General features: G+C 66.4%; 15 protein-coding genes. 8 read left to right on the top strand and 7 right to left on the bottom strand.

The features are described 5' to 3' along the window. Window positions 1-4: 4 nt before the first annotated feature. The 3 genes from BLV04_RS02790 to BLV04_RS02780 are packed head-to-tail and all read right to left on the bottom strand — an operon-like array spanning window position 5 to window position 4,303. Complete coding sequence (locus tag BLV04_RS02790) at window positions 5-853, bottom strand: HAD-IIB family hydrolase (RefSeq protein WP_093027951.1); 849 nt, start codon at window positions 851-853, stop codon at window positions 5-7. After that, window positions 850-3,030 (bottom strand): HAD-IIB family hydrolase, encoded by a 2,181-nt coding sequence (locus tag BLV04_RS02785; RefSeq protein ID WP_093027949.1) that lies wholly within the window; start codon window positions 3,028-3,030, stop codon window positions 850-852. Before BLV04_RS02785 ends, BLV04_RS02790 begins: the two co-directional genes overlap by 4 nt. A 37-nt stretch (window positions 3,031-3,067) precedes the next feature. Beyond that, complete coding sequence (locus BLV04_RS02780; RefSeq protein WP_093027947.1) at window positions 3,068-4,303, bottom strand: SPOR domain-containing protein; 1,236 nt, start codon at window positions 4,301-4,303, stop codon at window positions 3,068-3,070. Between the two features lie 174 nt (window positions 4,304-4,477). Between BLV04_RS02780 and BLV04_RS02775 the strand changes: the two genes are divergently transcribed. Continuing rightward, entirely contained in the window at window positions 4,478-4,984 is a 507-nt protein-coding gene (locus BLV04_RS02775; RefSeq protein WP_093027945.1) for a low molecular weight protein-tyrosine-phosphatase, read from the top strand. 103 nt (window positions 4,985-5,087) lie between these two features. On the opposite strand, the gene BLV04_RS02770 is transcribed toward BLV04_RS02775, so the two are convergent. The 4 genes from BLV04_RS02770 to rne form a co-directional block, all read right to left on the bottom strand. Next, a complete protein-coding gene (locus BLV04_RS02770; RefSeq protein ID WP_093027943.1) occupies window positions 5,088-5,825 on the bottom strand; it encodes a DUF2334 domain-containing protein in 738 nt (245 codons plus the stop codon). Beyond that, window positions 5,812-6,975 (bottom strand): glycosyltransferase, encoded by a 1,164-nt coding sequence (locus tag BLV04_RS02765; RefSeq protein WP_245731687.1) that lies wholly within the window; start codon window positions 6,973-6,975, stop codon window positions 5,812-5,814. The genes BLV04_RS02770 and BLV04_RS02765 overlap by 14 nt, the downstream gene beginning before the upstream one ends. Further along, window positions 6,941-8,221 (bottom strand): sulfotransferase family protein, encoded by a 1,281-nt coding sequence (locus BLV04_RS02760; RefSeq protein ID WP_093027939.1) that lies wholly within the window; start codon window positions 8,219-8,221, stop codon window positions 6,941-6,943. Before BLV04_RS02760 ends, BLV04_RS02765 begins: the two co-directional genes overlap by 35 nt. A gap of 289 nt (window positions 8,222-8,510) precedes the next feature. Then, a complete protein-coding gene (gene rne / locus BLV04_RS02755) occupies window positions 8,511-11,696 on the bottom strand; it encodes a ribonuclease E (RefSeq protein ID WP_093027937.1) in 3,186 nt (1,061 codons plus the stop codon). A 588-nt stretch (window positions 11,697-12,284) separates the two neighbouring features. Between rne and BLV04_RS02750 the strand changes: the two genes are divergently transcribed. The 7 genes from BLV04_RS02750 to hrpA all read left to right on the top strand — a co-directional run bounded on the left by BLV04_RS02750 (window position 12,285) and on the right by hrpA (window position 22,460). Then, on the top strand, window positions 12,285-13,565 hold the full coding sequence (locus tag BLV04_RS02750) for an RluA family pseudouridine synthase (protein WP_342721886.1): 1,281 nt from the start codon (window positions 12,285-12,287) through the stop codon (window positions 13,563-13,565). Then, window positions 13,562-14,221 (top strand): HAD-IA family hydrolase, encoded by a 660-nt coding sequence (locus BLV04_RS02745; RefSeq protein ID WP_093027934.1) that lies wholly within the window; start codon window positions 13,562-13,564, stop codon window positions 14,219-14,221. Before BLV04_RS02750 ends, BLV04_RS02745 begins: the two co-directional genes overlap by 4 nt. 260 nt (window positions 14,222-14,481) lie before the next feature. Then, a complete protein-coding gene (locus BLV04_RS02740; protein ID WP_093027932.1) occupies window positions 14,482-15,486 on the top strand; it encodes a S49 family peptidase in 1,005 nt (334 codons plus the stop codon). A gap of 147 nt (window positions 15,487-15,633) precedes the next feature. After that, window positions 15,634-17,646: an EAL domain-containing protein gene (locus BLV04_RS02735; protein WP_175534465.1), complete on the top strand. Its 2,013-nt coding sequence runs from the start codon at window positions 15,634-15,636 to the stop codon at window positions 17,644-17,646. Window positions 17,647-17,749: 103 nt separating this feature from the next. After that, window positions 17,750-18,004 (top strand): type II toxin-antitoxin system Phd/YefM family antitoxin, encoded by a 255-nt coding sequence (locus tag BLV04_RS02730; protein ID WP_093027928.1) that lies wholly within the window; start codon window positions 17,750-17,752, stop codon window positions 18,002-18,004. Beyond that, on the top strand, window positions 18,001-18,423 hold the full coding sequence (locus BLV04_RS02725) for a type II toxin-antitoxin system VapC family toxin (RefSeq protein WP_093027926.1): 423 nt from the start codon (window positions 18,001-18,003) through the stop codon (window positions 18,421-18,423). Before BLV04_RS02730 ends, BLV04_RS02725 begins: the two co-directional genes overlap by 4 nt. Beyond that, on the top strand, window positions 18,423-22,460 hold the full coding sequence (gene hrpA, locus BLV04_RS02720; protein WP_371828627.1) for an ATP-dependent RNA helicase HrpA: 4,038 nt from the start codon (window positions 18,423-18,425) through the stop codon (window positions 22,458-22,460). The genes BLV04_RS02725 and hrpA overlap by 1 nt, the downstream gene beginning before the upstream one ends. The last annotated feature ends 55 nt before the right edge of the window (window positions 22,461-22,515 follow it).

Genomic DNA, 22,515 nt, shown 5'->3' with positions numbered 1-22,515 from the left:
TCTGTTATCCGGCGTCGATGCCCGGTGCGGTCGCGAGATCCGGCCGGAAATGGGCGATCCCTTCGAGGATACCCGCGCTGTAATTCCCGTTCATCCCCGACCAGCCGCCGTGTGCGCAGTAGAGTCGGTCGGCCTGCCCGCTGGCTGCGGCGAGACGCAGTGCTTGCTCGCGGACCTCGGGGTGACCGTTGGCGACCAGCACCGAAGGAATCGGACTGACCAAGACCTCGAGATCGTTGCCGCTGTCGCCGGCGAAGAGGGTCGTGGTCTCGTCGTGACCGAGTCGGCGCATGAGAAAATCCACGGCGTGATACTTGGTCGCCCCCGCGGGCAGCACGTCCAGCAACCCGATCTCCGCCGCCTCGTCGATGCTCCAGATCAGGCTGGCGTTCACCCCCGAGAGGGCCAGGCGAGCCTCGACCTCGGATTTAAGCGCGCCGCTGTCGACATCGACGGGGGCATAGTAGCTGAGCTTGAAAGGCGCCTGCTTCTCCGGCTCCTGAAGCCGCAGAAGATCGATATCGACCAAGCGCTCGGCGAGTCCGTCGCGACCGATGCCGGCCCAGTCGCGACCGATCTCCTCCTGCCAGTCCGCGAGCGGCTCCCAGTCGCTTGTCGTGACCCTGAAGATACTGGTCCCGACGTCGCCGATGACCACGTCGGGAACAGGCAGGTCGTATTCGGCGATCGCCTCGCGCACCAGTCCTTGATGGCGGCCCGACACGTAGGCGAGCGTGACCCCCGGCCGCGACACGAAGCGCCGAAAGCGCGGGCGTGCGTCGGGCGACTCGGGTTCAGCCCCGTTCGGGACGAGGGTGCGGTCGAGGTCCGTACAGAGCAACAGCGGCTTCATGATGCCGTACCGGGGACGTCCTGAACCGTGCCCTGGCCGGCGCCGGGATTGGCGCCGGGGACGCTGCAGGTCCCGAAGAAGTCGTAGTGCTCGATGGCCTCCAGGATGCCGAGTGCGTGGGCCTCTTGAGCGAAGTAGATGTTGTCCATCTCCACGAGCTGGGAGAGCTCCTCGTGGTGCCGGTTCGCGACCACGACCGCGAGCGTGTTGCCGCGCATCATGTCCTCGTCCGCGCCCGAGCCGCCGGCGACCAGGATGTGCTCGAGCGGGATCCCGAATCGATGGGCCACATAGCGCAGTGCTTGGCCCTTGCTCGCACGGATCGGCACAACGTCGAGGAACTGCCCGAAGGCGTGAATCACGTTCACCGTCAGCTCGCGAGTGCGCAGCAGGGTGGTGATCTCGTCGACCGGCGGGGCAACGGTGGGGTCGTAGTGGTAGGCGATCTTGAAGCGACTCTGCTCCGTTCGGCGTTGTGGCACGAGACCCGGCACATCCTCCAAGGCGCGGCGCACCGCCCGTGGATTCCAGAGATGATCCACATGCTCGCTCCAGAAGTCATCCACGACCAGGGCGGCGCTGTAATGGATCTCGGTCCCCAGACTGGTGATCATGACGTCGGGGACCGGGATGCCGTGCCGTTTCAGCTCGACGAGGAGTGTATCGAGTCGGCGGCCGGTCGCGATCCCGAAATTCGCGCAGCGCTTGTTGGTCCGCATCATCTCGATGAACCGCCTTACCCCCTCGCTGTTGCCGAGCAGGCTCTGATCCAGATCGGTGAAGAGCGCGCGGTCGCGGTAGATGAGCCTTCGGCGCAAGGGCGGCGTGCCCGGGATCGGCTCGGCCCGTTTGGTGAGCGGGGCGACGCGTTCGCGATAGGTCTCGGCGTGGGCCTGCCAGGAGTAGCGGTCGCGCACGGCGGTCAGACCGTTTCGGATGAGCTTGCGGCGGAAATTCTCGTCGCTCAGGACTCGGATCAGGGCGTCGGCCATGGCCCGGCGATCCAAGGGGTCGATCAAGAGACCGTTTTTGCAGTTGCCGATGATGTCGACCGGACCGCCGTTCTCGGTGGCGACCAGCGGCAGTCCGCTTGCCGCGGCTTCCAAGAGGGTCAGTCCGAAGGGCTCGGTCAGGGCAGGATTGATGAAGACACCGCCGGAACGGGCGACGAGCCGATAGATCTCGGGCACCTCCTCGGAGCGATGATGCTTGGGGGCCGCGATCTTGCCGTAGAGGTCGTAGGCGTCGATGGTCAGCAAGACGTCGGTGAGAACAGTCCGCGCGCCTTCGTCGAGGTCGCGGATATCGTCCCGGTTGCCGGCGATGATCAGCAGATTGGCGAGTGCCTGAAGCTCGGGGGATTCGCCGTAGGCTTCGAGCAGCGCGACGATGTTCTTGCGGTGATCGGCGCGCGAAAGCGCCAAGATCAAAGGCTTGTCCGGCTCGTCCAGGAAGCGGTGCACGTCCGCCGTCAAACCGATCGGCGGATCATTCTCGGTCGGCGGATGAAACTGAACCAGGTCGGTCCCCGGCGGGATGACGACCATGCGCTCGGGTTGGTAGTAATCGTAGAGCGCGTACTGCTCTTCGATCTCGTTGTGGGTACTGGTGATGACCAGATCCGCCGTGCCCAGAACGCTCTCCTCGGCATCGATGCGGCGGACCATATTGTAGCGTGCATCGATCTGCTCGCCGTCGAGTCCGGCGGCGAGCAAGCGCTGGCGTTTATCGCGCCCCAATGAATGACCCGTGTGGACCAAGGGGATGCCGGCCAGGTTGGAGAGCCGTACGCCGACGTAACCGGCGTCCGCGTAATGGCTATGGATGATCCCCGGCCAACGGCCTTCGTCGTGCAGGAAGGCGGTCAGATTGTCCACGAAGCCGTCGAGATGGTCCCAGAGTTGCTCTTTCGGGATGTAACCTTCGGGTCCGGCGTCGATCCTGACGATGCGCGCCTTCTCGCTCAGGGCCTCGATGGGCTCGGCATAATCCGGGCTGACGGCAGGATCGATGACTCGCCGGGTGACAAGATCGACACGTGAGATGTCCGGGCGCTCGGCGAGCGCACGGGCGAGATCGACCACGTATTTTGTTTGACCGCCGGTGTCCGCGTCGCGACCGAGCTCGAGGTCGTGTCCGCGAATCAAGCCATGAATACTGAGCAACAATACATACATGCGTACCATCCGTCGGGAGCGGTCGGGCCGAAAGCGGCTACCGCTCGATTTGGAGGATTCCGAGCCTGGTCTCGGGGGGAAAGCTTCGGATCCAGGTGTCGAGTATCGCCAGCTCCGTCGGCAGCCTGTCGATGGCGGCGGATGCGTCGGAGTAGCCCGAATAAAGACTGTGAATCAGGACGAACCAAGGCCGGCCCTGGTAGCTCTCTTCGCGGAAATAAACGCGGGCCGGCAGCTCTTCGCGGCGCGCGAAATCAAGCAGCTCGTCGAGTGAGTAAAAGCCGATCAGCTGCAGTGCGAACGGCGTAGTCCCGACACTCACGGACTCGTCGAGGACACGAGCCGAAACCGGCTGCGTCTGTTCGGTATTTGCTTCGAGGGTCCGCGCAACCGGCTCGATACTCTGTGGCCGGGCATCCTCGTTGCCCGGGGACGGGTCGCCGGTCGGTGACGCGCTCGGCGTGAGGTCGGACGCAGGGTCGGGTTCGGGGGCGGCCTCGGGGACTGTCTCAGATGAGGGCTCGGGCGAGGGCACGGCAGCTGGCTCGGCCTCCTGAGCGGCGACGTCCTCCGGTGTTTGGGTTGGCTCCGGGGCGGTCTCGTCCCGAGTCGCGGCCGCAGACGGCGATGCCTCGGCATCGGTTACCGCTTGCGCGATCGGCGCCGATTCGGCTTCGGCCGGCACGCTCGGGATCTCCTCGGCGGTGATCGCGATCGTGTCGTCGGTCGGTTCAGTGTCATCGGTTGGCTCGGGGGCGAGCCCTACCTGCATTTGATCGGTGGATGCCGACTCTTCGCTTGGCGCCTGCGGTTCCGTGGCCTCGCCGCGCGGGGGCAAGGACTCCGACATCGCCGCAACCGAGGCGCGCAGATCCGCCAATCCCTCCTGCAAGGCCGCATCTTGGGCCGCGACGGCAGCGAGCTGCTCGTAGTCGACACGCAGCCGGGCAACGTCTTGGATCAGCGTGCGTTGCGCGGCATCCAGCTGGCCGTAGACGAAGAACAAAGCGCCACCGAGCAAGGCGGCGACCAACAGGAGTGCTCCGATAAAGACCGATGCCTGATGCTTGAGTCTGGCGTTGGTCTCTTCGTGATGGGTCTGCCAGGCGCGCTGCAGACGATTGGTGGTCAGCCGTCGGTCGTCGTCGACATCCGCGATTCGCGTCACGAGCGCACTCTCGGCCGCTTGAAACTCAAGCCGATGGCGCGCCAACGCCTCCGACAACGAGACGATCTGATCGGCCAACGTGGCCGTGTCTGGCGTGTTCTCCATCGAAGCCGCGTCCTTCAGTTAATCCGGTGCTCGAGTCGACCTGCGGCCCCGCGGTCCCGTCGCCGGGACCCGGGCGCTGCTGCGCCTTGCGCAGGATCGGCACTGCACCGAAATATTCGTAAGAGGCCGGTATATCATACCAGCCATGATCGACTTCGTCGGGGCAAGACCATCATGAGTGAATCCAAACAGGCTGAATCGCAGAAGGTCAGGGTGCTTTTCGTGTGCATGGGCAATATCTGTCGCTCCCCCACGGCGCACGGTGTCTTTCGACAGCTGGTCGTCGCGCGGGGCTTGTCGCATCGCGTGGAGATTGATTCCGCCGGCACCCATGCCTATCACGTCGGTGAGCCGCCCGATCGGCGCGCGCGTGCGACCGCGCTCGAGCGCGGGATCGATATCGGCGATCTGCGTGCCCGTCTCGCCGAGCCCGCCGATTTCGAGTCCTTCGACTATGTGCTGGCGATGGATCGGGACAACTACCGCATCCTGGCGAGCCTTTGTCCCGCGGGGATGGAGTCCAAGCTGCGGCTCTTTATGGAGTTTGCACCCGATCTCGGGGTGCGGGACGTGCCCGATCCCTATTACGGAGGAGCGCGCGGTTTCGATCAGGTCTTCGATCTGGTCGAGGCGGCATCTCAAGGGCTGTTGGAGGATCTGCTGCAGCGGCATCTCGTTTAGACCGCGTCCTTGAGCCTGAATCCGGCGTTCGGAACCGCAAAGGCGCAAAGGACACGAAGGAAAACAAGAAATTGCAATACGAACGAGGCGCGGTCGACGCGGTTTAGCCCGCACCGACCTCGGAGTAACCGGCATGAGACCGAAAGTGGCGAAGGTCCCGACGCAGATCCTCGGCGAGGCGCAGGTCGAGGTCGTGGGGATGGATCCCGATGCGGATCCAGCCCCGCCGGGCGGCGCGCCGACGATTGAGCTGGTTCCAGTTCCGGATGGCCAGGGTGCGTAGGGCGGTATCCGCCTCGTAGCCGGTGAGCGGGACCGGATGCATCCGTCCGGTTTGGGCCGAGAGGACACCGCTGAATAATTCATAGCGTGTGAACGGCAGGCTTGCGAGCGTCGTGCGCGGAATGGGGCCCATCGCCCAGGCCGGCGGGCAATAGAGCGCCGGAGCACCGAGGCCCCGGTCGACGAACCAGGCGTGGCAGCGCGCGATCAGGTTTTGGATGCCGATCCGGTCGAGCGCGAGGTGCTCGGCGACATTGCGCGAGATGACATGCGAATGCACGCGATGCGCGAATCCGGTGACGCGCTCCACGCGGTGGACCCAGCCGTGGCCGGCAAGCTCGCAGCCCCTCGCCTGGTATCCGCGCAGCCGCTCGATCCCCTCGCTGCTCCAGCCGGCACCGGGAACCACCAGCAGAGTGACAGGCGCGATCCCTTCGGCGTCGAGCAGAGCCAGGATGCGCTCGACCTGCGGCAGGGTCTCGGGCATGACGTCGTGCACCGAGACCAGCGCGCGGATCTGTCCGGCGCTTGAGCCGGTTGTGGGCTCAGCGTTTGACATCGACTGTTTCGGCATAGTCGCCCGATAGGACGGCGAGCCAATGTTGCAGGTTGCGCTGGTTGATCTCCCGAGCGCCTTCGCGTCCCAGACGCGCCTTGCGCTCGCGGATGGCCGGGTCCAGGTCACGCAGCCGCGCCAAGGCATCGGCAAGGTGCTCGCCCTCTTGGATTCGGAAGATGCCTCGGCTCAGTAGATCCCAGCTCAGGATGCCGCAGGCCGAGGACACCAGCACCGGGCGTGCCCGCGCCATCGCCTCGAGCGCAATGGTGCCGAACGACTCGACCGTCGAGGGCAGGATCAAGGCGTCCATCTCGTCGATCAGGGCCATGACCCGACTGCGGCTGACCCAGCCGGAATGTCCGAGGTTGGGCAAGCCTCGGCACTGCTCCTCGACCCACGAGCGCAGGGGGCCGTCGCCGACGATCAGGAACTCGATGTCCGGGAGTCGACGCGCTGCCGCGACGATGGCGTCCAGATTCTTCTCCGGTGCCAGACGCCCGGCGAAAAGCACGCGAGCGACGTGCCTGCGCGCGGGGACAGGCGGCACGTCGAGAAACCGCCGCGGGATCGGGGTTGCCATGAGGCTGACGCGGCGCGCGCCGATCGATCGCGCCACCCCCATCATCTCTTCCGAGTTTGCCAAAACCAGATCGCTCTTGCCGAAGAGCAGCCGATGACAGGCAGCGAGGTATCCGTTGGCGATGCGTGCGCCGAAACCCCAGTCCTGGAACAGCGTCGTCAGCGCCTCGAAATGGGTATGGAATCCGACCACCAGCGACGCCCCGCAGCGCTCGGCCAAGTGCATTCCGAGCATGCCGAACGGGCCGGGAGTCGGGACGATGACGACGTTCGGGCGCAGGCGATCGAGGCGTCGGCTCACGAGCCAAGGGGCTGGCAAGACGATCTTCTGCGTCGGGTCGCCGGGCAGCGGGAGTGTCAGACCTCCGGACCAGGATCCCGCGCGACAGCGCGGGGCCACCAAATCGACGCGAACCCCGGCGCCTCTGAGATGGTCGGCGAGGTCGCGATAATAGGCACCCACACCGTTGCGCTCGGGTGCGGCGTCGGACACGATGGCAACGCGCAGCTCGGCGGTGCAGGGTTGCACGGGTGTCCTAACACTGGTCCCCGCAGTGGATAGGTTCAGCATGGCGCACGGGTGTCCTGGTTGAGGATAAGCCCATGGGATCGTCGCCGGGTCTCGCCCCCGGGTGCATCGACGATGCATCGGCCGCGGTCCATGCCGACCGAGCGGCAAGCCGCGCGAAGACGGGTCCCGGATCGCGATCGACGTCCCCTCGAGAGAGTCCGAACTGCTCCAGACTGTAGCCGTGAGCGCTTCGGTAGGTTCCGGCCTCGGCCGCGTGGCGAGCGATTGCTGCGCGGAATTCCGAGCTCGCCGGGAGCCCGAGCTGCGCATAGATGTCAGGCATCCGACACGCCGGGTCCGACTGCAACGCGCGCATCGTAACCCATACGCAACGCTCCTCGGGAAGTTCTCCCAAGGCCCTTTCCAGATTCTTGTAGTAGAAGCCCAGTTGCTCGGTCAAGCGCTCGCGAAAATCGGGGGTCGCTGACAGGACATCGAAGAAGTCGATTCCGGCCGCGAGCGAGCTCAGCTGAGACGGGAGCGTGGCGTGCGGTTCGCGCAGACAGACGATGAAGCGAGCGTCCGGGAAGCGCGCCGCGAGACTGCCGGCCAGCGGGGCGAAGGCGGCATTCTTCGACAAGAGCCGCTTCTCGGGACCCTGGACGTAAAGATGTCGCTGCAGGCACCGATGATAGAAGTCCATCAACCGTGCGCGCCGTGCTTCCGGCATGTCCCGGTCGAACAGGCCCATGCGCCACAACAGATCCGAGTGCGGGAAGGGCAGAACGAGGATGAAGCAGGCCAGCACGGGCATGAGCGCGAAGTAGTCCTCCTCCGGGTCGCTCAAGCGCATGGCGTGGACCGCATCGAGGCCCTTGAAGGCGTGTCGCTCGATCCAGTCGAGCATCCGCCCGAGGGGGCGACCGACGCGCGCATCGATCCGCCCGAGGCCGAGCCAGAAACGCCGTTGCGTCACCGAAGGTGCGAAGAGACATTCCCAGGTCGAGAAGGTCGTCAGCGCGGTGTCCTGCGCGATGACGCGATGAAGATAGGTGGTCCCGCTGCGGGGTACCCCGAGCACGAACAGCGGCTCGCGGACCGCGACACGGCGATAGCCGCGGTAGAAGATCTCGTCGAGCAGGAAGCCGATCCAGTGAATCCCTTGGACAAGTGCGAAGAGCGGAATGAATCCGCTCATCACCAGCATGCGTTTGGCGCTGGGCCGGGGACGGCCCGGAGCCGGTACGAATGTCCGATAGGTCAGACGGATTAAATCGGTCAGGCTCTCGAAAAACAGTCCGAGCATGATGACCCCGATGAGCCGGATCCTGCGTTGACGGTTTCAGGCGCTTTCGGTCGGTTGATCCGCGCCGCGCGAGGACGCGGATCCACGACTGCTGCGCGGTCAAACCGCGCCCGGCGCGGTATGCGATGTTTTCGGATGGGATCGGCCCCGGCAGATCTAACGACCGTTGGAGTCGGCGCAGTTTAAGCTATTAAAAAATATATCCTTTTAAACCGCGTCCCCGCTAAAGGTCGTGGATGCACCAAACGTCGATCTCACTCGCGAATAAGCATCTCGCTCCGGACGCGGTTTAGGTGCCGCTTTTCGGTTCGATCGGCTCGGACGTCGTGGCCGCTCCCCCGGCGGGTGTCGGCGCGACAGGCTCGGGCTGCGGCGGCGACCGATCGTCGGTGCCCGCCGATGCACTGCGTTCGCTCTGGACGCCTTCGGTCCCATCGCGATGCGCGCCGGCTCCGACCGGGGGATCGGCCGGCGTCCGAGGTTGGGCCGTCTCGGCGACAGGCGCCTCGCGAGGCGTCGTGGCCGTCGGCTCGCTCGCCGGGGCCTCGTGCTTGACCGGTGCGGTCGGCTCGCTTATCGGGGCCTCATGCTTGATCGGCGCGGTCGGCTCGCCGGCGGGAGCCTCATGCACGATCGGTGCGGTTCGCTCGCTCGGCATCGTTGCCTCGGCGCTCGATCCGTCCGGTCGAGGCTCCTTGCGCGTGCTTTCGCCCTGCGAGACGACCGCGCCTTCGCGGACATGTCGGTCAGGTCGATGCTCGCGCGGTGTCGAGGCCGCCTCGATCGATCCCGCGTGCGCCGCAGGCCGATCGTGCGGCTGCGGGGGCATTGGGTCCGCGGTCGGATCCGAAGCGCCTTCGGTGCTTCCGCCCTCGTCCGCTGCGCCCTCCTTTGCCTCTGAGCCGGCCGAAGAGCGTCGGCGATTGCGCCCGCCGCGACGACGACGCGAGGACCGCGGCCGTTCGCCGGCCGGTGCGGCATTGCCGTCTTGCCCCGGCTCGGTGCCGGTGTCGGAGGTGTCGTCCGAGGCGTTGTCCGTACCCTCGGGGTGTTCGCCGAGGTGCGCCTCCTCGGCACGTCCTGCCGGACGTCCGCGATCGATCGAATCCGTCGAGGCTGTGCCCGCTCCGCCGTTCTGCACGGCGGTCTCGCCGACGGGTGCGATCATCAGCGGATGATCTTCAGGCCGACTTCCGCGCGACGGCGCGGCTGATCGATCGCTGCCGGTCGTCGGCGTCTCTTCGCCTTGGCGTTCGGCCCGCTGCCGAGCCTCGCTGCGCTCGCCGGAGCCCTCGTCGCTGCGGGTTTCCTGATCGCGCGATGCCTCGCCCGTGGGACGGCCGCCCTCGCTCGATCCGGAGCTACGCCGTCCGCGTCCGCGCGAGCCTCCCCGGCGCGAGCGTGTCTCGCCGTCGCGGCGGGCCTGGGTCTGCTCCTCGGTCTCGGGTCGCGTCGGATCTGCTGCCGAGACGGCCTCACTGACCTGTCCGCCGTCGGTCCGGCTGCGGTTCGGCTCGGAACGCGTCTGTTGCTCGGGTGCCGCTCGGCTGTGCCGACCCTGTTCCTGCCGCCCGCGGTCCCTCGGCGATTCGTCGCGACGGGTCTGTGGTGGTCTGCTTTGGCTGCGGCGCTCGCCCGAATCGGCGGCGTGTCGAGGCTGCTGCGAACGCGGTGCGGTCTCGGGCGCAGAACGCTCCTCTGCGGTTGGCTTGCGGGTTGCGGGGGCCTCTGCCTCGGGCTGGCGCGGCGCGAAGAGTCCGGTCCAGATGCGTTTGAGCAGGCTCTCGGGCTCGCCGCGCTCCGCCTCGCGACGCACGGGTGTTTCGGGCTGGGGTGTCGGCGTCCAGCGTTGGGGAACCGGGGTCGCCGGCGAGACCTGCTTGACCGCCGGCTCCTCGGCCTGCACGGGTTGACCGAGCTTGGCGTAGAAGGGGGCGATCTTGGTCTCCGAGGCTGCGGTTAGCTCGTAGCTCGACTGATCCGGGACGAGCTTGCCTGCATCCTGGGTCCGGACGCGCTCGATCTGGTATTCCGGAGTTTCGAGCGCCTCGTTCGGAAGCAACAGGACCTCCACACCCTGGCGCTGCTCGATTTCCAGGATGCCGCGACGCTTCTCGTTGAGCAGAAAGGTCGCGACGCTCACCGGCAGCTGGGCGACGATACGGTGGGTGCTCTCCTTCATCGCCTCTTCTTCGACGATGCGCAGGATCGACAGCGCGAGCGACTCGACCCCGCGGATTGTCCCCTGACCCTTGCAGCGCGGGCAGACCTGCTGGCTGGATTCCCCGAGCGACGGGCGCAGGCGCTGGCGCGACATCTCCAGTAGACCGAAGCGCGAGATGCGTGCGACCTGCACCCGGGCACGGTCGTGCTTGAGCGCGTCGCGCAGCCGATTCTCGACCTCGCGCTGATTCTTCGGCGGCGTCATGTCGATGAAGTCGATGACGAAGAGTCCGCCGAGGTCACGCAGACGCAGTTGGCGTGCGATCTCGTCGGCCGCCTCGAGGTTGGTGTTGAGCGCGGTCTCCTCGATGTCCGCGCCCTTGGTGGCGCGCGCCGAGTTGATGTCCACGGAGGTGAGCGCCTCGGTGTGGTCGATCACGATGGAGCCACCCGAGGGCAGGCGCACCTCGCGCTGGAAGGCCGACTCGATCTGGCTCTCGATCTGATAGCGGGTGAAGAGCGGGACCTCGTCCTGGTAGAGTTTGAGCTTCTTCAGATTGCTCGGCATCACCTGGCGGATGAAGCTCTCGGCCCGCTCGAAGACCGCCTTGTTGTCGATCAGGATCTCGCCGATGTCCACGCGCAGATAGTCGCGGATCGAGCGGATGATGACGTCGCTCTCTTGATAGATGAGGAAGGGCGCCTTGCGGTCTTGCGCCGAGGTCTCGATCGCCTTCCAGAGCTGGAGCAGGTAGTCGAGATCCCACTGGAGCTCCTCGACGTTCTTGCCCACGCCCGCGGTGCGCACGATCAGGCCCATGTCTTCGGGGATCTCGAGCTGGCTCATGGCGTCGCGCAGCTCGCTGCGGTCCTGCCCCTCGATGCGCCGCGAGACCCCGCCGGCGCGCGGGTTGTTGGGCATCAGCACCAAATAACGCCCGGCCAGCGAGATGAAGGTCGTGAGTGCTGCGCCCTTGTTGCCGCGCTCCTCCTTGTCGATCTGGACGACGACCTCGCGGCCCTCGCGCACCGATTCCTTGATGCTGACGCGCGAGCCGGGTTTGACGCTGTCGGGCTCGAAGTAGGCCCGCGCGATCTCCTTGAGCGGGAGGAAACCGTGCCGATCGGCGCCGTAGTCGACGAAGGCAGCCTCGAGGCTGGGCTCGACGCGGGTGATGATGCCTTTGTAAATATTGGCCTTTTTCTGCTCTCGACCGGGTGACTCGATATCCAGATTGTAGAGCTGTTGACCGTCGACGGTCGCAACACGCAACTCTTCGGGCTGAGTTGCGTTGATCAGCATGCGTTTCATAGGGTTGTCTTCCGCACCACGACGCGTTTCCCGTCTCGGGGACTGCTCGCCGTGCGCCCCGGCAAAACCGCGGGCGGCTCGGCGTGACGCCCTCGGGCCGACGAATCGGCCCGAGGGCGTCGGCAGCGTCCGGTCGGGCGGGCTCTTGGGCCACCCTGACGGGCACGCGCGTGATCAGTAGTGATTGGTCGTCGACGAGCGCCCAATCGGGCACTCGCACCTGATCCGCCCGCCCGTGTGGAGGGGCCGATCCTGGGAGCGGCGAGGTCGGCGCCGGCTGCGCTGGTTCTGTCGTCGTGCGAGGCGCGCGGCGCTCACAGGGTGTAGAATGCGCGGTCACTCGACGTAACGAGTCCGCGACACCACTCGAGATCCCGCACATCGGCCTGCTTCGACATCGGATGCCGGCATGGGGGTCGGGGCCTTCCGAGGAGATGTTGCCTCGCTCGCTCCGGCATCGTGACCGACCCTTCGCTGCGCTCGCCGCTCCGGGAAAAATCGCGTTTCCGCGGGCCAGCGCAAGCATCCAAGTGTATCAGTAAACCTTATTTAGCATCAATTAAGCCACCCAGGCAGGCGCCATCATTCGTGAATCGATCCCATCCCCGTGCCGATCGCCGTCCGAGCAAGCATGCACCCGCCCGCGCGGCAGGAGGCCGTGATGTCTCCCGGGGTCGCCCGGCTTTCGAGCGCAGCGGCTCCAAGAGCGCTGCAGCCGGGAGCCCCGGGGCCAAGAGTCGTGCCTCCGCCGGTGCCGGCCCGAAAAGCCCTGTCTCCCGGAGGGCCGACCCCGGAACCACCGGTTCCAAGCCGGCTGGCTCCAAGCGTGCCGGACCCGGACGCACACAGCTCGAGCGCTCCGGCCCGAGGCCCGCGGTTGCCGAGCGTCCGCGTCCCGAGCCTGCGCTACCGCGGGATGATTCGGCCGTACGCGTGCTCTGCGTCGATGCCGAGTCCGATGGGCAACGCATCGACAACTTTCTCCTGCGCCACCTCAAGGGTGTACCGCGCAGCCATCTCTATCGGGTGATGCGACGCGGCGAGGTCCGCGTCAACAAGGGTCGGGTCAAGGCCAGTCATCGCCTGCGCACGGGTGATCTGGTGCGCATCCCGCCTGTGCGCACGGCCCTCCCGGGGACGCAGGCCCGGGTGCCGGCGTCGCGTCTCGCCCCGCTTGCGGAGGCCGTGCTCTACGAAGACGAGCGTCTGCTGGTGATCGACAAGCCCGCCGGGCTCGCCGTCCATGGCGGGAGCGGCCTCAGCTACGGTCTCATCGAATCCCTGCGCGAGCTGCGGCCCGGCCGCGAGCTGGAGCTGGTCCACCGCCTGGATCGCGAAACCTCCGGCTGCATCCTCATCAGCAAGCGACGCAGTGCGCTGCGCGAGCTCCATGAGCTGATCCGCGAAGGCGGGATGGACAAGCGCTATCTGGCACTGATCGTCGGGGAGCTGGAGCGCCCGACAGTGGGCGTGGACGCGCCGCTGAAGAAGAACGTGCTGCAGGGCGGCGAGCGGATGGTCCAGGTCGATCCGGACGACGGAAAGCCGGCGCGCACGGTGTTTCGACGTTTGGGGTGCTTCCGCTCGGACTCGGGCGTACTCACCCTGGTCGAGGCCGAGCTGATCACCGGACGTACGCATCAGATCCGCGTCCACGCTGCTCATATGGGAAGCCCGTTGGCGGGCGACCCTAAGTACGGCGACGAGACCGCGAATCGCACACTCAAGGCTCAGGGATTGGCCCGCTTGTTTTTGCACGCCTCTGCCTTGAGCTTTCAACTCGAAGGGGCCGAGCGAGCCCACCGTGTCGAGTCGCCCCTGCCCGATGACCTCGAACGCTTTCTGTCTGCATTGGAGCCCGCCGCGTGACCTTCGACCTGATCGTGTTCGACTGGGATGGAACCCTGATGGATTCCGAGGCACGGATCGTCAATTGTCTCCAGGCTGCCTTCGGCGATCTAGGCCTGCCGCCGCCGGCCCGCGAGGCTGCGCGCGACGTGATCGGACTGGGATTGGACGAGGCACTTCTGCGGCTGCATCCAGGGGCGGAACCGCAGACCCTCCGGGATCTGGTCACCGGCTACCGCCGCTATTTTCTCGAGATCGATCCGACGCCCTCCGTGCTCTTCGCCGGCGCTAGAGAGACCTTGAATCAGCTGGCGGACGCGGGCTACCGCTTGGCCGTCGCCACCGGCAAGGGTCGTGTCGGACTCGACAAGGCGCTCTCCGACACCGGTCTCGGTGCACTCTTTCACGCGACCCGTTGCGCCGACGAGACCTTTTCCAAGCCGAACCCGCAGATGCTGCTCGAGCTGATGGACGAGCTCGGTGCCGATGCCTCCGCCACGTTGATGATCGGCGACACCGAGTACGACATGCAGATGGCCGTGAATGCCCGCACCAAGGCACTCGCCGTCTCCTACGGTGTCCACCCGGTCGAGCGTCTTCTGCCGCACGCCCCGCTCGACTGCATCCACGACATCGCAGCGCTGCCCGCCTGGCTGACCGGTTACGGCATGCGCTGAGCCGAGACCGCGACGCCGCGTTGCCGCCCGCATGTCGTCGAGACCCAAGGCCTAAGCCGTGTCCAGAGCGAGATGCTCGTTTTCGAGTGAGCTCGAGGTGTGTCAGCATCCACGCCTCTTAGCGGGGAAGCGGTTTATAACAACTTATTTTTTAATCTCTTAAACCGCGCCGACTCCAACGCTCGTCAAGTCTGCCGGCGTCGATCTCATCCGAAACATCGCATACCGCGCCGGGCGCGGTTTAATCCCTGGAGTCACCCATGAATTGGAAGTTTTGGACCAAGCCGCGCGACGAGATGCCGTCGCCCGATGCTCCCGATTGGGAGCGCGCGCTCATCAATAAGCTTGCGCTCGAGCACCTGCGCGAGCAGCGTCGCGGTCGTCGCTGGGGCGTCTTTTTCAAGGCGCTGATCTTGGTCTATCTGATCGGACTGCTGATCGCGGCCTATTCCCAAGACCTGCTCGAGCGCATCTCGCCGAGCGAGGAGCACACGGCCGTGATCGACATTAAGGGCGTCATCGCGCCCGAGGCCGACGCGAGCGCCGATCGGGTGATCACGGCCCTGCGCGAAGCCTTCGAGGCCGACAAGGTCAAGGGCATCATCCTGCGCATCAACAGCCCCGGCGGCAGCCCGGTCCAGGCCGGCTATATCAACGACGAAATCAAGCGGCTGAAGGCCAAGTACCAGGAAGACAACGACAAGGAGATGCCCGTGTATGCCGTGGCGACCGACATCTGCGCCTCGGGCGGCTATTACATCGCCGTTGCCGCCGATTCGATCTACGCCGACAAGGCCAGCCTGGTCGGCTCCATCGGCGTGCGCATCGGCAGCTTCGGTCTGGACGAAGCGATCAAGGAGCTCGGGATCGAGCGGCGACTGCTCACCGCCGGGGAGAACAAGGGGATCCTCGACCCCTTCTCGCCGCTGCCGCCGGATCAGAAGGCATTTATCCAGACGGTTCTCGACAACCTGCACGACCAGTTCATCGCCGAGGTCCAAGCCGGCCGCGGTGATCGCCTGAAGGGCGGAGAGGAGGTCTTCAGCGGACTCTTCTGGAGCGGCGAGGAGGCGGTCGCGCTGGGCTTGGTCGATGATCTGGGCAGCTCCAGCTCGGTTGCACGCGACGTGATCGGCGCGGAAACCCTGGTCGATTACACCAAGAAACGCGATCTCTTCGAGAGCTTCTCGCGACGCATCGGCGCAAGCTTTGCGGCTGGGCTGGTCGAGGCGCTCGGCGTGGGAGCCCCGCGCATCGGCTATTGATGTCGGGCACCCAAGCTCGCGAGTACATTCGCGAGTTGTTCACGTAATGTGCTCGGTTTATCCTCGGCACCGATGACCTCGGGCCGAGCGCGCCGCGTCGGCGTGTGCGTTCGAGGTCTCGGCCCACCCTGGACGAGACCGACGACCATGAATCAGACGATCGCCGATGCCGGATCCGCGCCCGCCATTCAGCTCCTGACCCGCAACGCCGAGTTGACGACGCCGCTTCGGCCGCTCTTGCTCGCGCAGGGGTTCATGCTGGAAACCTTCGAAACGCCCGAGCGGCTGACCGGCGCACACCCGAGCTCGCCGGCGCTCTTGCTCGTCGATCTCGACGCACTCCCCGATGCAGACAGGCTCGGCGTCCTTATCGCGCATACACAGCAGCGCGACGGACAGCCGATCCCGCTGGTTTGCCTGGCGTCCGGGAGCGACATCCGCTTTCGACTTGCCGCGATGCGCGCAGGCGCCACGGCGTATCTGCAGATGCCGATGGAGATCGAAGAGCTGAGCGATCGGCTTCTGAATCTGGCCGGCAAGCAGGCGGCTTCTTCCGATCGTGTGCTCGTGGTCGACGACCAGCCGGTGGCCGCGCTTTTCGCCGCACGTGTGCTCGAATCCGCCGGCATGCTGACCGAGCGCGTGGGCGATGCGCTCGCGGTACTGGACGCACTCGACGCCTTTGTTCCGGATCTCGTGCTCATGGATCTGCACATGCCCGGAGCAAGCGGCATCGAGCTGACCCGCATCATCCGCGAGCAGGACCGCTTCGCCGATCTGCCGATCATCTTTCTCTCCGCCGAATTGGATGCCGAGCAACAGATGGCGGCCCTGCGTGTCGGGGGCGATGACTTCCTCGCCAAGCCCGTCGCACCGGATCATCTCGTCGCCTGCGTGAGACAACGACTGGTGCGCGCACGCGAGCGCGCACGGCGCCAGGCTGGTCCGGATGCCATCGATGCACTCACGGGGCTCGCGAGTCTCGGACGCCTCCTGGGGCGCCTCGGGCAGCTCATCGGTCGAGGCGGGGCGGACGCGGATCGCCGTGCGCTGGTCGTGCTGGATCTTGCCGGCGAGGAGGCCGCGCTGATGCGTCTCGCCGTCGCGGTTGCCGAGTCGTGCGGCGCCTCCGATCTGGCCGCGCGCGTCGGCGAGCGCAGTTTGGCCGTCCTGATAAGACGCGACGACGCGGCAAGCCTTGCACGCGCCGGCGTGCAGCTCGCGGAGGCGCTGTCTCGGGCCGGCTTCGCATCCGATCCCGGTCGCGCCGTCGGAATCGGGTGGTGTACCTTGGCGAACAGCGGCGGGGACGCCGTCACCTTGATGTCGCGGGCGGCCAAGGCGGCGCGTTCGGCCCGAAAAACCGGTGATGGTCTGCCACTGGGCTACGGTTGCGATCCCGTGCCTGCCCGTACCTCGGACCAGGACGCCGTGTCGACGGCCATCCTGACCGAACGGCTGCAACTGCTCTTCGAACCCATGGTGTCCCTGATCCCGGCACCGAGTGCGCGCTACGAGGTCTCGCCGCGCCTGCAGACCTCGGACGGCGAGCTTCTCTTGCCGGCCGCGTTCATGCCGATCGCACGGCGCTGCGGACTGGCCGAGCGACTCGACGCTTGGCTCTTGGCCAATGCTCTGGACGCTCTCGCAGCCTGCCGAGACGCCGGCCGGCCGGCACAGCTTTTCCTGTACCAATCGCTCGTCGGCGCGGGACGCGATGATTGGGTCGACCGGGTTCGCGACGAGATCAACCGGCGCGACCTTTTTTGCTTGCGACCCGTCATCCAGTTTCAGGTGGATGAAGCGGCCGCCGACACGGCTCTCGCAGCCGACCGCGTCGCTCGATTGGCTCGGCTCGGTATCCCGGTTTGTCTGAACGGCGTCGATGCCGACGATGCTTCTGAGAGGGTGCTCGCGAGTGTCCCGGGTGCCTTCGCGCGCCTTTCGCGCACCCTGGTCCAGTCGCTCGACGTCGAGCTGCTCGCCGAGCTGGTTCAGCGTCTGCGTGAACGGCGTCTTGCCGTGATCGCCGGTGGAGTCGATAGCCCGGAGACCATCGCGCGTCTGTGCCGCGCCGGTGTCGATCTACTCCAAGGCCCCTTCGTCCAGCCCCCGAGCGCTGTCATGGACTACGATTTCAGCGGGGTGGATGAGAGTTGAACGAGTCGCCCGTGGAATCGGCCATTCGAGATCGCTTATCGCGACCTCCCGTGCTAACGTTTAGAGAAACTGGCTAGACTGGCTAGAGGTGAGCGCCACTCCTATGCACGGTGAATGGCAACTGCAGCAGGCCAAGAACGGCTTGAGTCAGCTCATCAAGTTGGCCCGAAGCGATGGACCTCAGTTTGTAACCTTGCATGGCAAACCGACAGCTGTCGTCATCTCCGTCGAGGACTACGCGCGCCTCACCAAGAGACAGGAGGGAGCGTTGTCGGCTGCATTACTGGATCCCGAGATCGCCGGCGAGGACATCGACTTCGGCCGCGATCGCGATACGGGGCGAGATCTCTCGTTGTGAGTTGGCTTCTCGATACCTGCGTGCTCGCCGAGTACGTCAAGAAGGTACCCGTCTCCCGCGTGATCCAATGGCTCGACGAGCAGGACGAGGACAGCCTCTTCATCAGTGTCGTCAGCATCGGCGAGATCGAGAAAGGCATCCTCAAGCTCGCTGTTGCAGACATCGCCCGTAGTCGAAGGCTTGCGGCCTGGCTGGGTAAGCTGGAGCAGCGGTTTACCGGTCGCATCTTGACCCTCGATGCAGGCGCGCTGCATGTATGGGCTCAGTTGGCGTCGGGTGCAGAGTTGGCCGGACAGACACTGCCTGTGATGGACGGTCTCATCATGGCGACGGCTCAGTGCCGGGGCTTGACCATCGTGACGCGCAACACCGGTGATTTCCGGCTTTATCCGCAGATCTTCGATCCCTGGACCTCTTGATTCAAGCATCCTTGACCGACCCCCAGTTTCCCACCGACGCGGACCTTGGTACCTGTCTGATTCAGGACCGCCACCGGCTGCGCCAACGTCTGCGCGGCCTGCGTCGGCGCGCGCGTGCGGGCGAGCCGGTCGAGCGTGGTCTGCTCGCCGTTTGGCAGACGCTGGGCGAATCCCGAGCCCTCTTCGAACGCCGCCGCGCAGGCGTGCCGGCGGTCATCGCTTATCCGCCCGAGCTTCCGGTCAGCGATCGCCGCGAGGAGATCGCGAAGGCGATCGCGGCCCATCAGGTGATCGTCCTCTGCGGCGAGACCGGCTCGGGCAAATCGACCCAATTGCCCAAGCTCTGTCTGGAACTCGGACGCGGGCTCGCTGGGCGGATCGGTCACACCCAGCCGCGGCGCATCGCGGCGCGCACCCTGGCGAATCGCATCGCGCAGGAGATCGGCGGGACCGCCGGCGGGCTGGTCGGCGACAAGGTGCGCTTCCACGACCGGGTACGTCCGGAGACCGCGATCAAGCTGATGACCGACGGCATCCTGCTCGCCGAGATTCAGCAGGATCGGCTGCTCAACGAGTACGACACCCTGATCATCGACGAGGCCCACGAGCGCAGCCTCAATATCGATGTTTTGCTCGGCTATCTGAAGGGTCTGCTGCCGCGCCGATCGGATCTGAAGCTCATCGTCACCTCCGCGACCATCGATCCGCAGCGCTTCGCCGCCCATTTTGCCGATGCGCAGGGCCGCCCCGCGCCCATCCTCGAGATCTCGGGACGGACCTATCCGGTTGAGGTCCGCTATCGCCCGCCCGAGGACGAGTCGGTCGGCGAGCGCGACGAGACCATGCAGCAGGCGATCTCGGACGCGGTCGGGGAGCTGGCGCGCGTCGGACGCGGCGACGTGCTGGTCTTCCTCTCCGGCGAGCGCGAGATCCGCGAGACCGCCGAGACCCTGCGCAAGCATCATCCGCCCGCAACCGAGATCCTGCCGCTCTACGCCCGGCAAGGGCCGCAGGAGCAGGCGCGGATCTTCCAGTCGCACGGCACTCGGCGCGTGGTGCTGGCGACCAATGTCGCCGAGACCTCGCTGACCGTCCCCGGTATCCATTACGTCATCGACCCCGGTTTTGCGCGGATCAGCCGCTACAGCCACCGTCGCCAGCTCCAACGTCTGCCGGTGGAGCGCATCTCGCGCGCCTCGGCCGATCAGCGCAAGGGACGCTGCGGGCGGGTCGCCTCCGGCATCTGCATCCGGCTCTACAGCGAGCACAGCCTCGCCGCACGCGCGCCCTTCACCGAGCCCGAGATCCAGCGCACCAATCTGGCTGCCGTGATCCTGCGCATGAAGCTGCTCGGCTTCGGCGACGTGGCCGACTTCCCCTTCCTGGATCCGCCCGACCCGCGTCTGGTCGCCGACGGCGAGCGCACCCTCGAGGAGCTGGCCGCGCTCGATGCCCGCGGCGAGCTGACCGAGCTGGGGCGTCGGCTCGCCCGCCTGCCGGTCGACCCGCGGATCGGGCGCATCCTGCTCGCCGCCGCCGAGCAGCAGTGTCTGGCCGAGGTGCTGGTGATCGCCGCCGCGCTGAGCGTTCAGGATCCGCGCGAGCGTCCGCACGAGCAGCGCGCCGCCGCCGATCAGATCCATGCCACCTTCGCCCATCCTGACTCGGATTTCCTGAGCTTCCTCAACCTCTGGCGCTTCCTGGAGAAGGAGCGCAGGGCGCATTCGCGCAACCAATTCCGTCAGCTCTGCCAGCGTCACTTCCTCTCCTACAACCGGGTTCAGGAATGGCGCGACATCGAGACACAATTGCGCGAGCAGATCCTGGAGATGGGCTTCAAGGAGAACCAGACCGCCGGCACCGAGGAGCAGATCCACCGCGCGCTCTTGGCCGGACTGCTGAACCACATCGGCGCGCTCGATACGAATCACGAGTACATGGGCGCGCGCAACAGCCGCTACCGCATCCATCCGAGCTCGGCACTCTTCAAGGCGTCGCCCAAATGGATCCTGGCGGGCGAGCGGGTCGAGACCACGCGCGCCTACGGGCGCATTGTCGCGCGCGTACAGCCGGCCTGGATCGAAGCCGCGGGGCAGCATCTGCTGCAACGCAGCTATTTCGAGCCGCACTGGCAGGCCAAGTCCGGACAGGTCGCGGCCTACGAGAAGGTGACCCTGTTCGGCGTCACCCTGGTGCCCAAGCGGCGCGTCAACTACGGACCCATCAATCCGGCCGAGTCGCGCGAGATCTTTATCCGCTTCGCCTTGGTCGAAGGCGACTTCAGCACCCGCACGCCATTCTGGCGTCACAACCAGGAGCTGATTGCGTCGATCCATCATCTCGAAGCCAAGTCTCGCCGCCGCGATATCCTGGTCGACGAGGAGGCGCTCTACGCCTTCTATGACCAGCGCATCCCCGCCGGGATCTATTCCACGCCTCAGTTCGAGCAGTGGCTGCGCAAGGCGACCGGGACGGATCCCAAGCTCCTGCATCTACGCCCGACCGATCTGATGCAGCACGAGGCCGAGGGGATCACGCCCGAGCATTTCCCCGACCGGCTCCAGGTCGGCGCAACCGCCTTGCCGCTCGAATACCGCTTCGAGCCCGGCGAGTCGGCCGACGGTCTGACCCTGATCGTGCCCTTGCCGCTTATCAATCAGGTGACCGCCGAGCGGCTGGATTGGCTGGTGCCCGGTCTCTTGGAAGCGCGCATCACGGCCCTGTTGCGCGGTTTGCCGAAAGGGCTGCGCACGGCGCTGGTCCCGGTGCCGGACACCGCCGCACGCCTGGCCGGGGGGCTGAAGGCCGCGCTCGCCGAGGGCCGAGCGCCGGTCGATCGGCCGCTCACACAGGTCCTCGCCGAGCGGATCGCGGCCGAGCTTGGCCTGCGCATCCCCGAGGACGCCTGGGACCGCGAGGCCATCCCGCCGCATCTGCGGATGAAGGTCCGACTCGTCGACGAGGCGGGCAGGGCGCTTGCGCTCGACGAGGATCCGCAACGGCTCAAACAGCGTTTCGGCCAAGCGGGTCAGGCGCGGTTTGCCCGCATCCCGGATGCCGAGCTGGAACGCGAGGGCATCACGCGCTGGGACTTCGGCGACCTGCCCGAGCAGGTCGAGATCACCCGCGGCGGGATCCGGATGCGCGGCTTCCCGGCCCTGGTCGACGAAGGCCAGAACGTGGCGGTGCGGGTGCTGGATTCGCCCGAGGCCGCCGCGCGTGCACACCGTGCGGGTCTGCGCCGGCTTCTGACCCTGACGCTCGGCGCGACCCTGCGCCCGATCCGCCAATCGCTCAAGGACCTGGACCGACTGCGCCTTCTTTACGCCAAGGCACCCGCAACGGAGCCGGGGCGTCCCGCCCCGGAATCCCCCGAGACCAAGCGCCCGGGCGCACCGACATCCGGCGGACAGGTGTCGCGCTCGCCGAGTGGAGCCGATCCCCGCCCACCGGACCTCTCCGACGAGCTGCTGGCCCTGATCCTCGATCGGACCTTCCTCGACGACCGCCCGCCGATCCGACAACAGGCCGATTTCGATGCCCGTCTCGCCGAATCCCGCAGCCGTCTCCAGCCGACGGCCAACGAGGTCACCCGGCTCGCCGCCGAGATCCTCGCCGCCTACCAATCCCTGCGCCAACGTCTCGCCGCCATCACCCAGGCCAACTGGCAGCCGACGGCGCAGGACCTGCGTGACCAGCTCGATGCACTGATCTTCCGAGGCTTCTTCCAACAGATCCCCTTCGCCCGGCTCAAGCAGTATCCGCGCTACCTCAAGGCCGCCGAGCAGCGTCTCGACAAGCTCGCCCACGCCCCCGGACGCGATCGCGAGCAGATGGCCGTCATGGCCGAGCTGCTGACCCGCTGGCGCGAACGCACCGCCGCCGCCCGCAAGGCCGGCCGCGAGGACGCGCGTCTGGACGAGATCCGCTGGCTGCTCGAAGAGCTGCGTGTCTCGCTCTTTGCCCAGACCCTGGGCACCGCCGGCCCGGTGTCGGTCAAGCGCATCGAGGCGCGTTGGCGGGAGCTGGGGTTGTAGGGTAAGCAGGCGCGCGCAGGCGCCGAAGCGCGTTCGATCGAGCTCGGCGCGATGA

The sequence above is a fragment of the Thiocapsa roseopersicina genome, from assembly GCF_900106925.1.
GTDB lineage: Bacteria > Pseudomonadota > Gammaproteobacteria > Chromatiales > Chromatiaceae > Thiocapsa > Thiocapsa roseopersicina.
The sequence above is the reverse complement of the archived record's forward strand: the minus strand, read 5'-3'. Positions and strand labels throughout refer to the sequence as shown.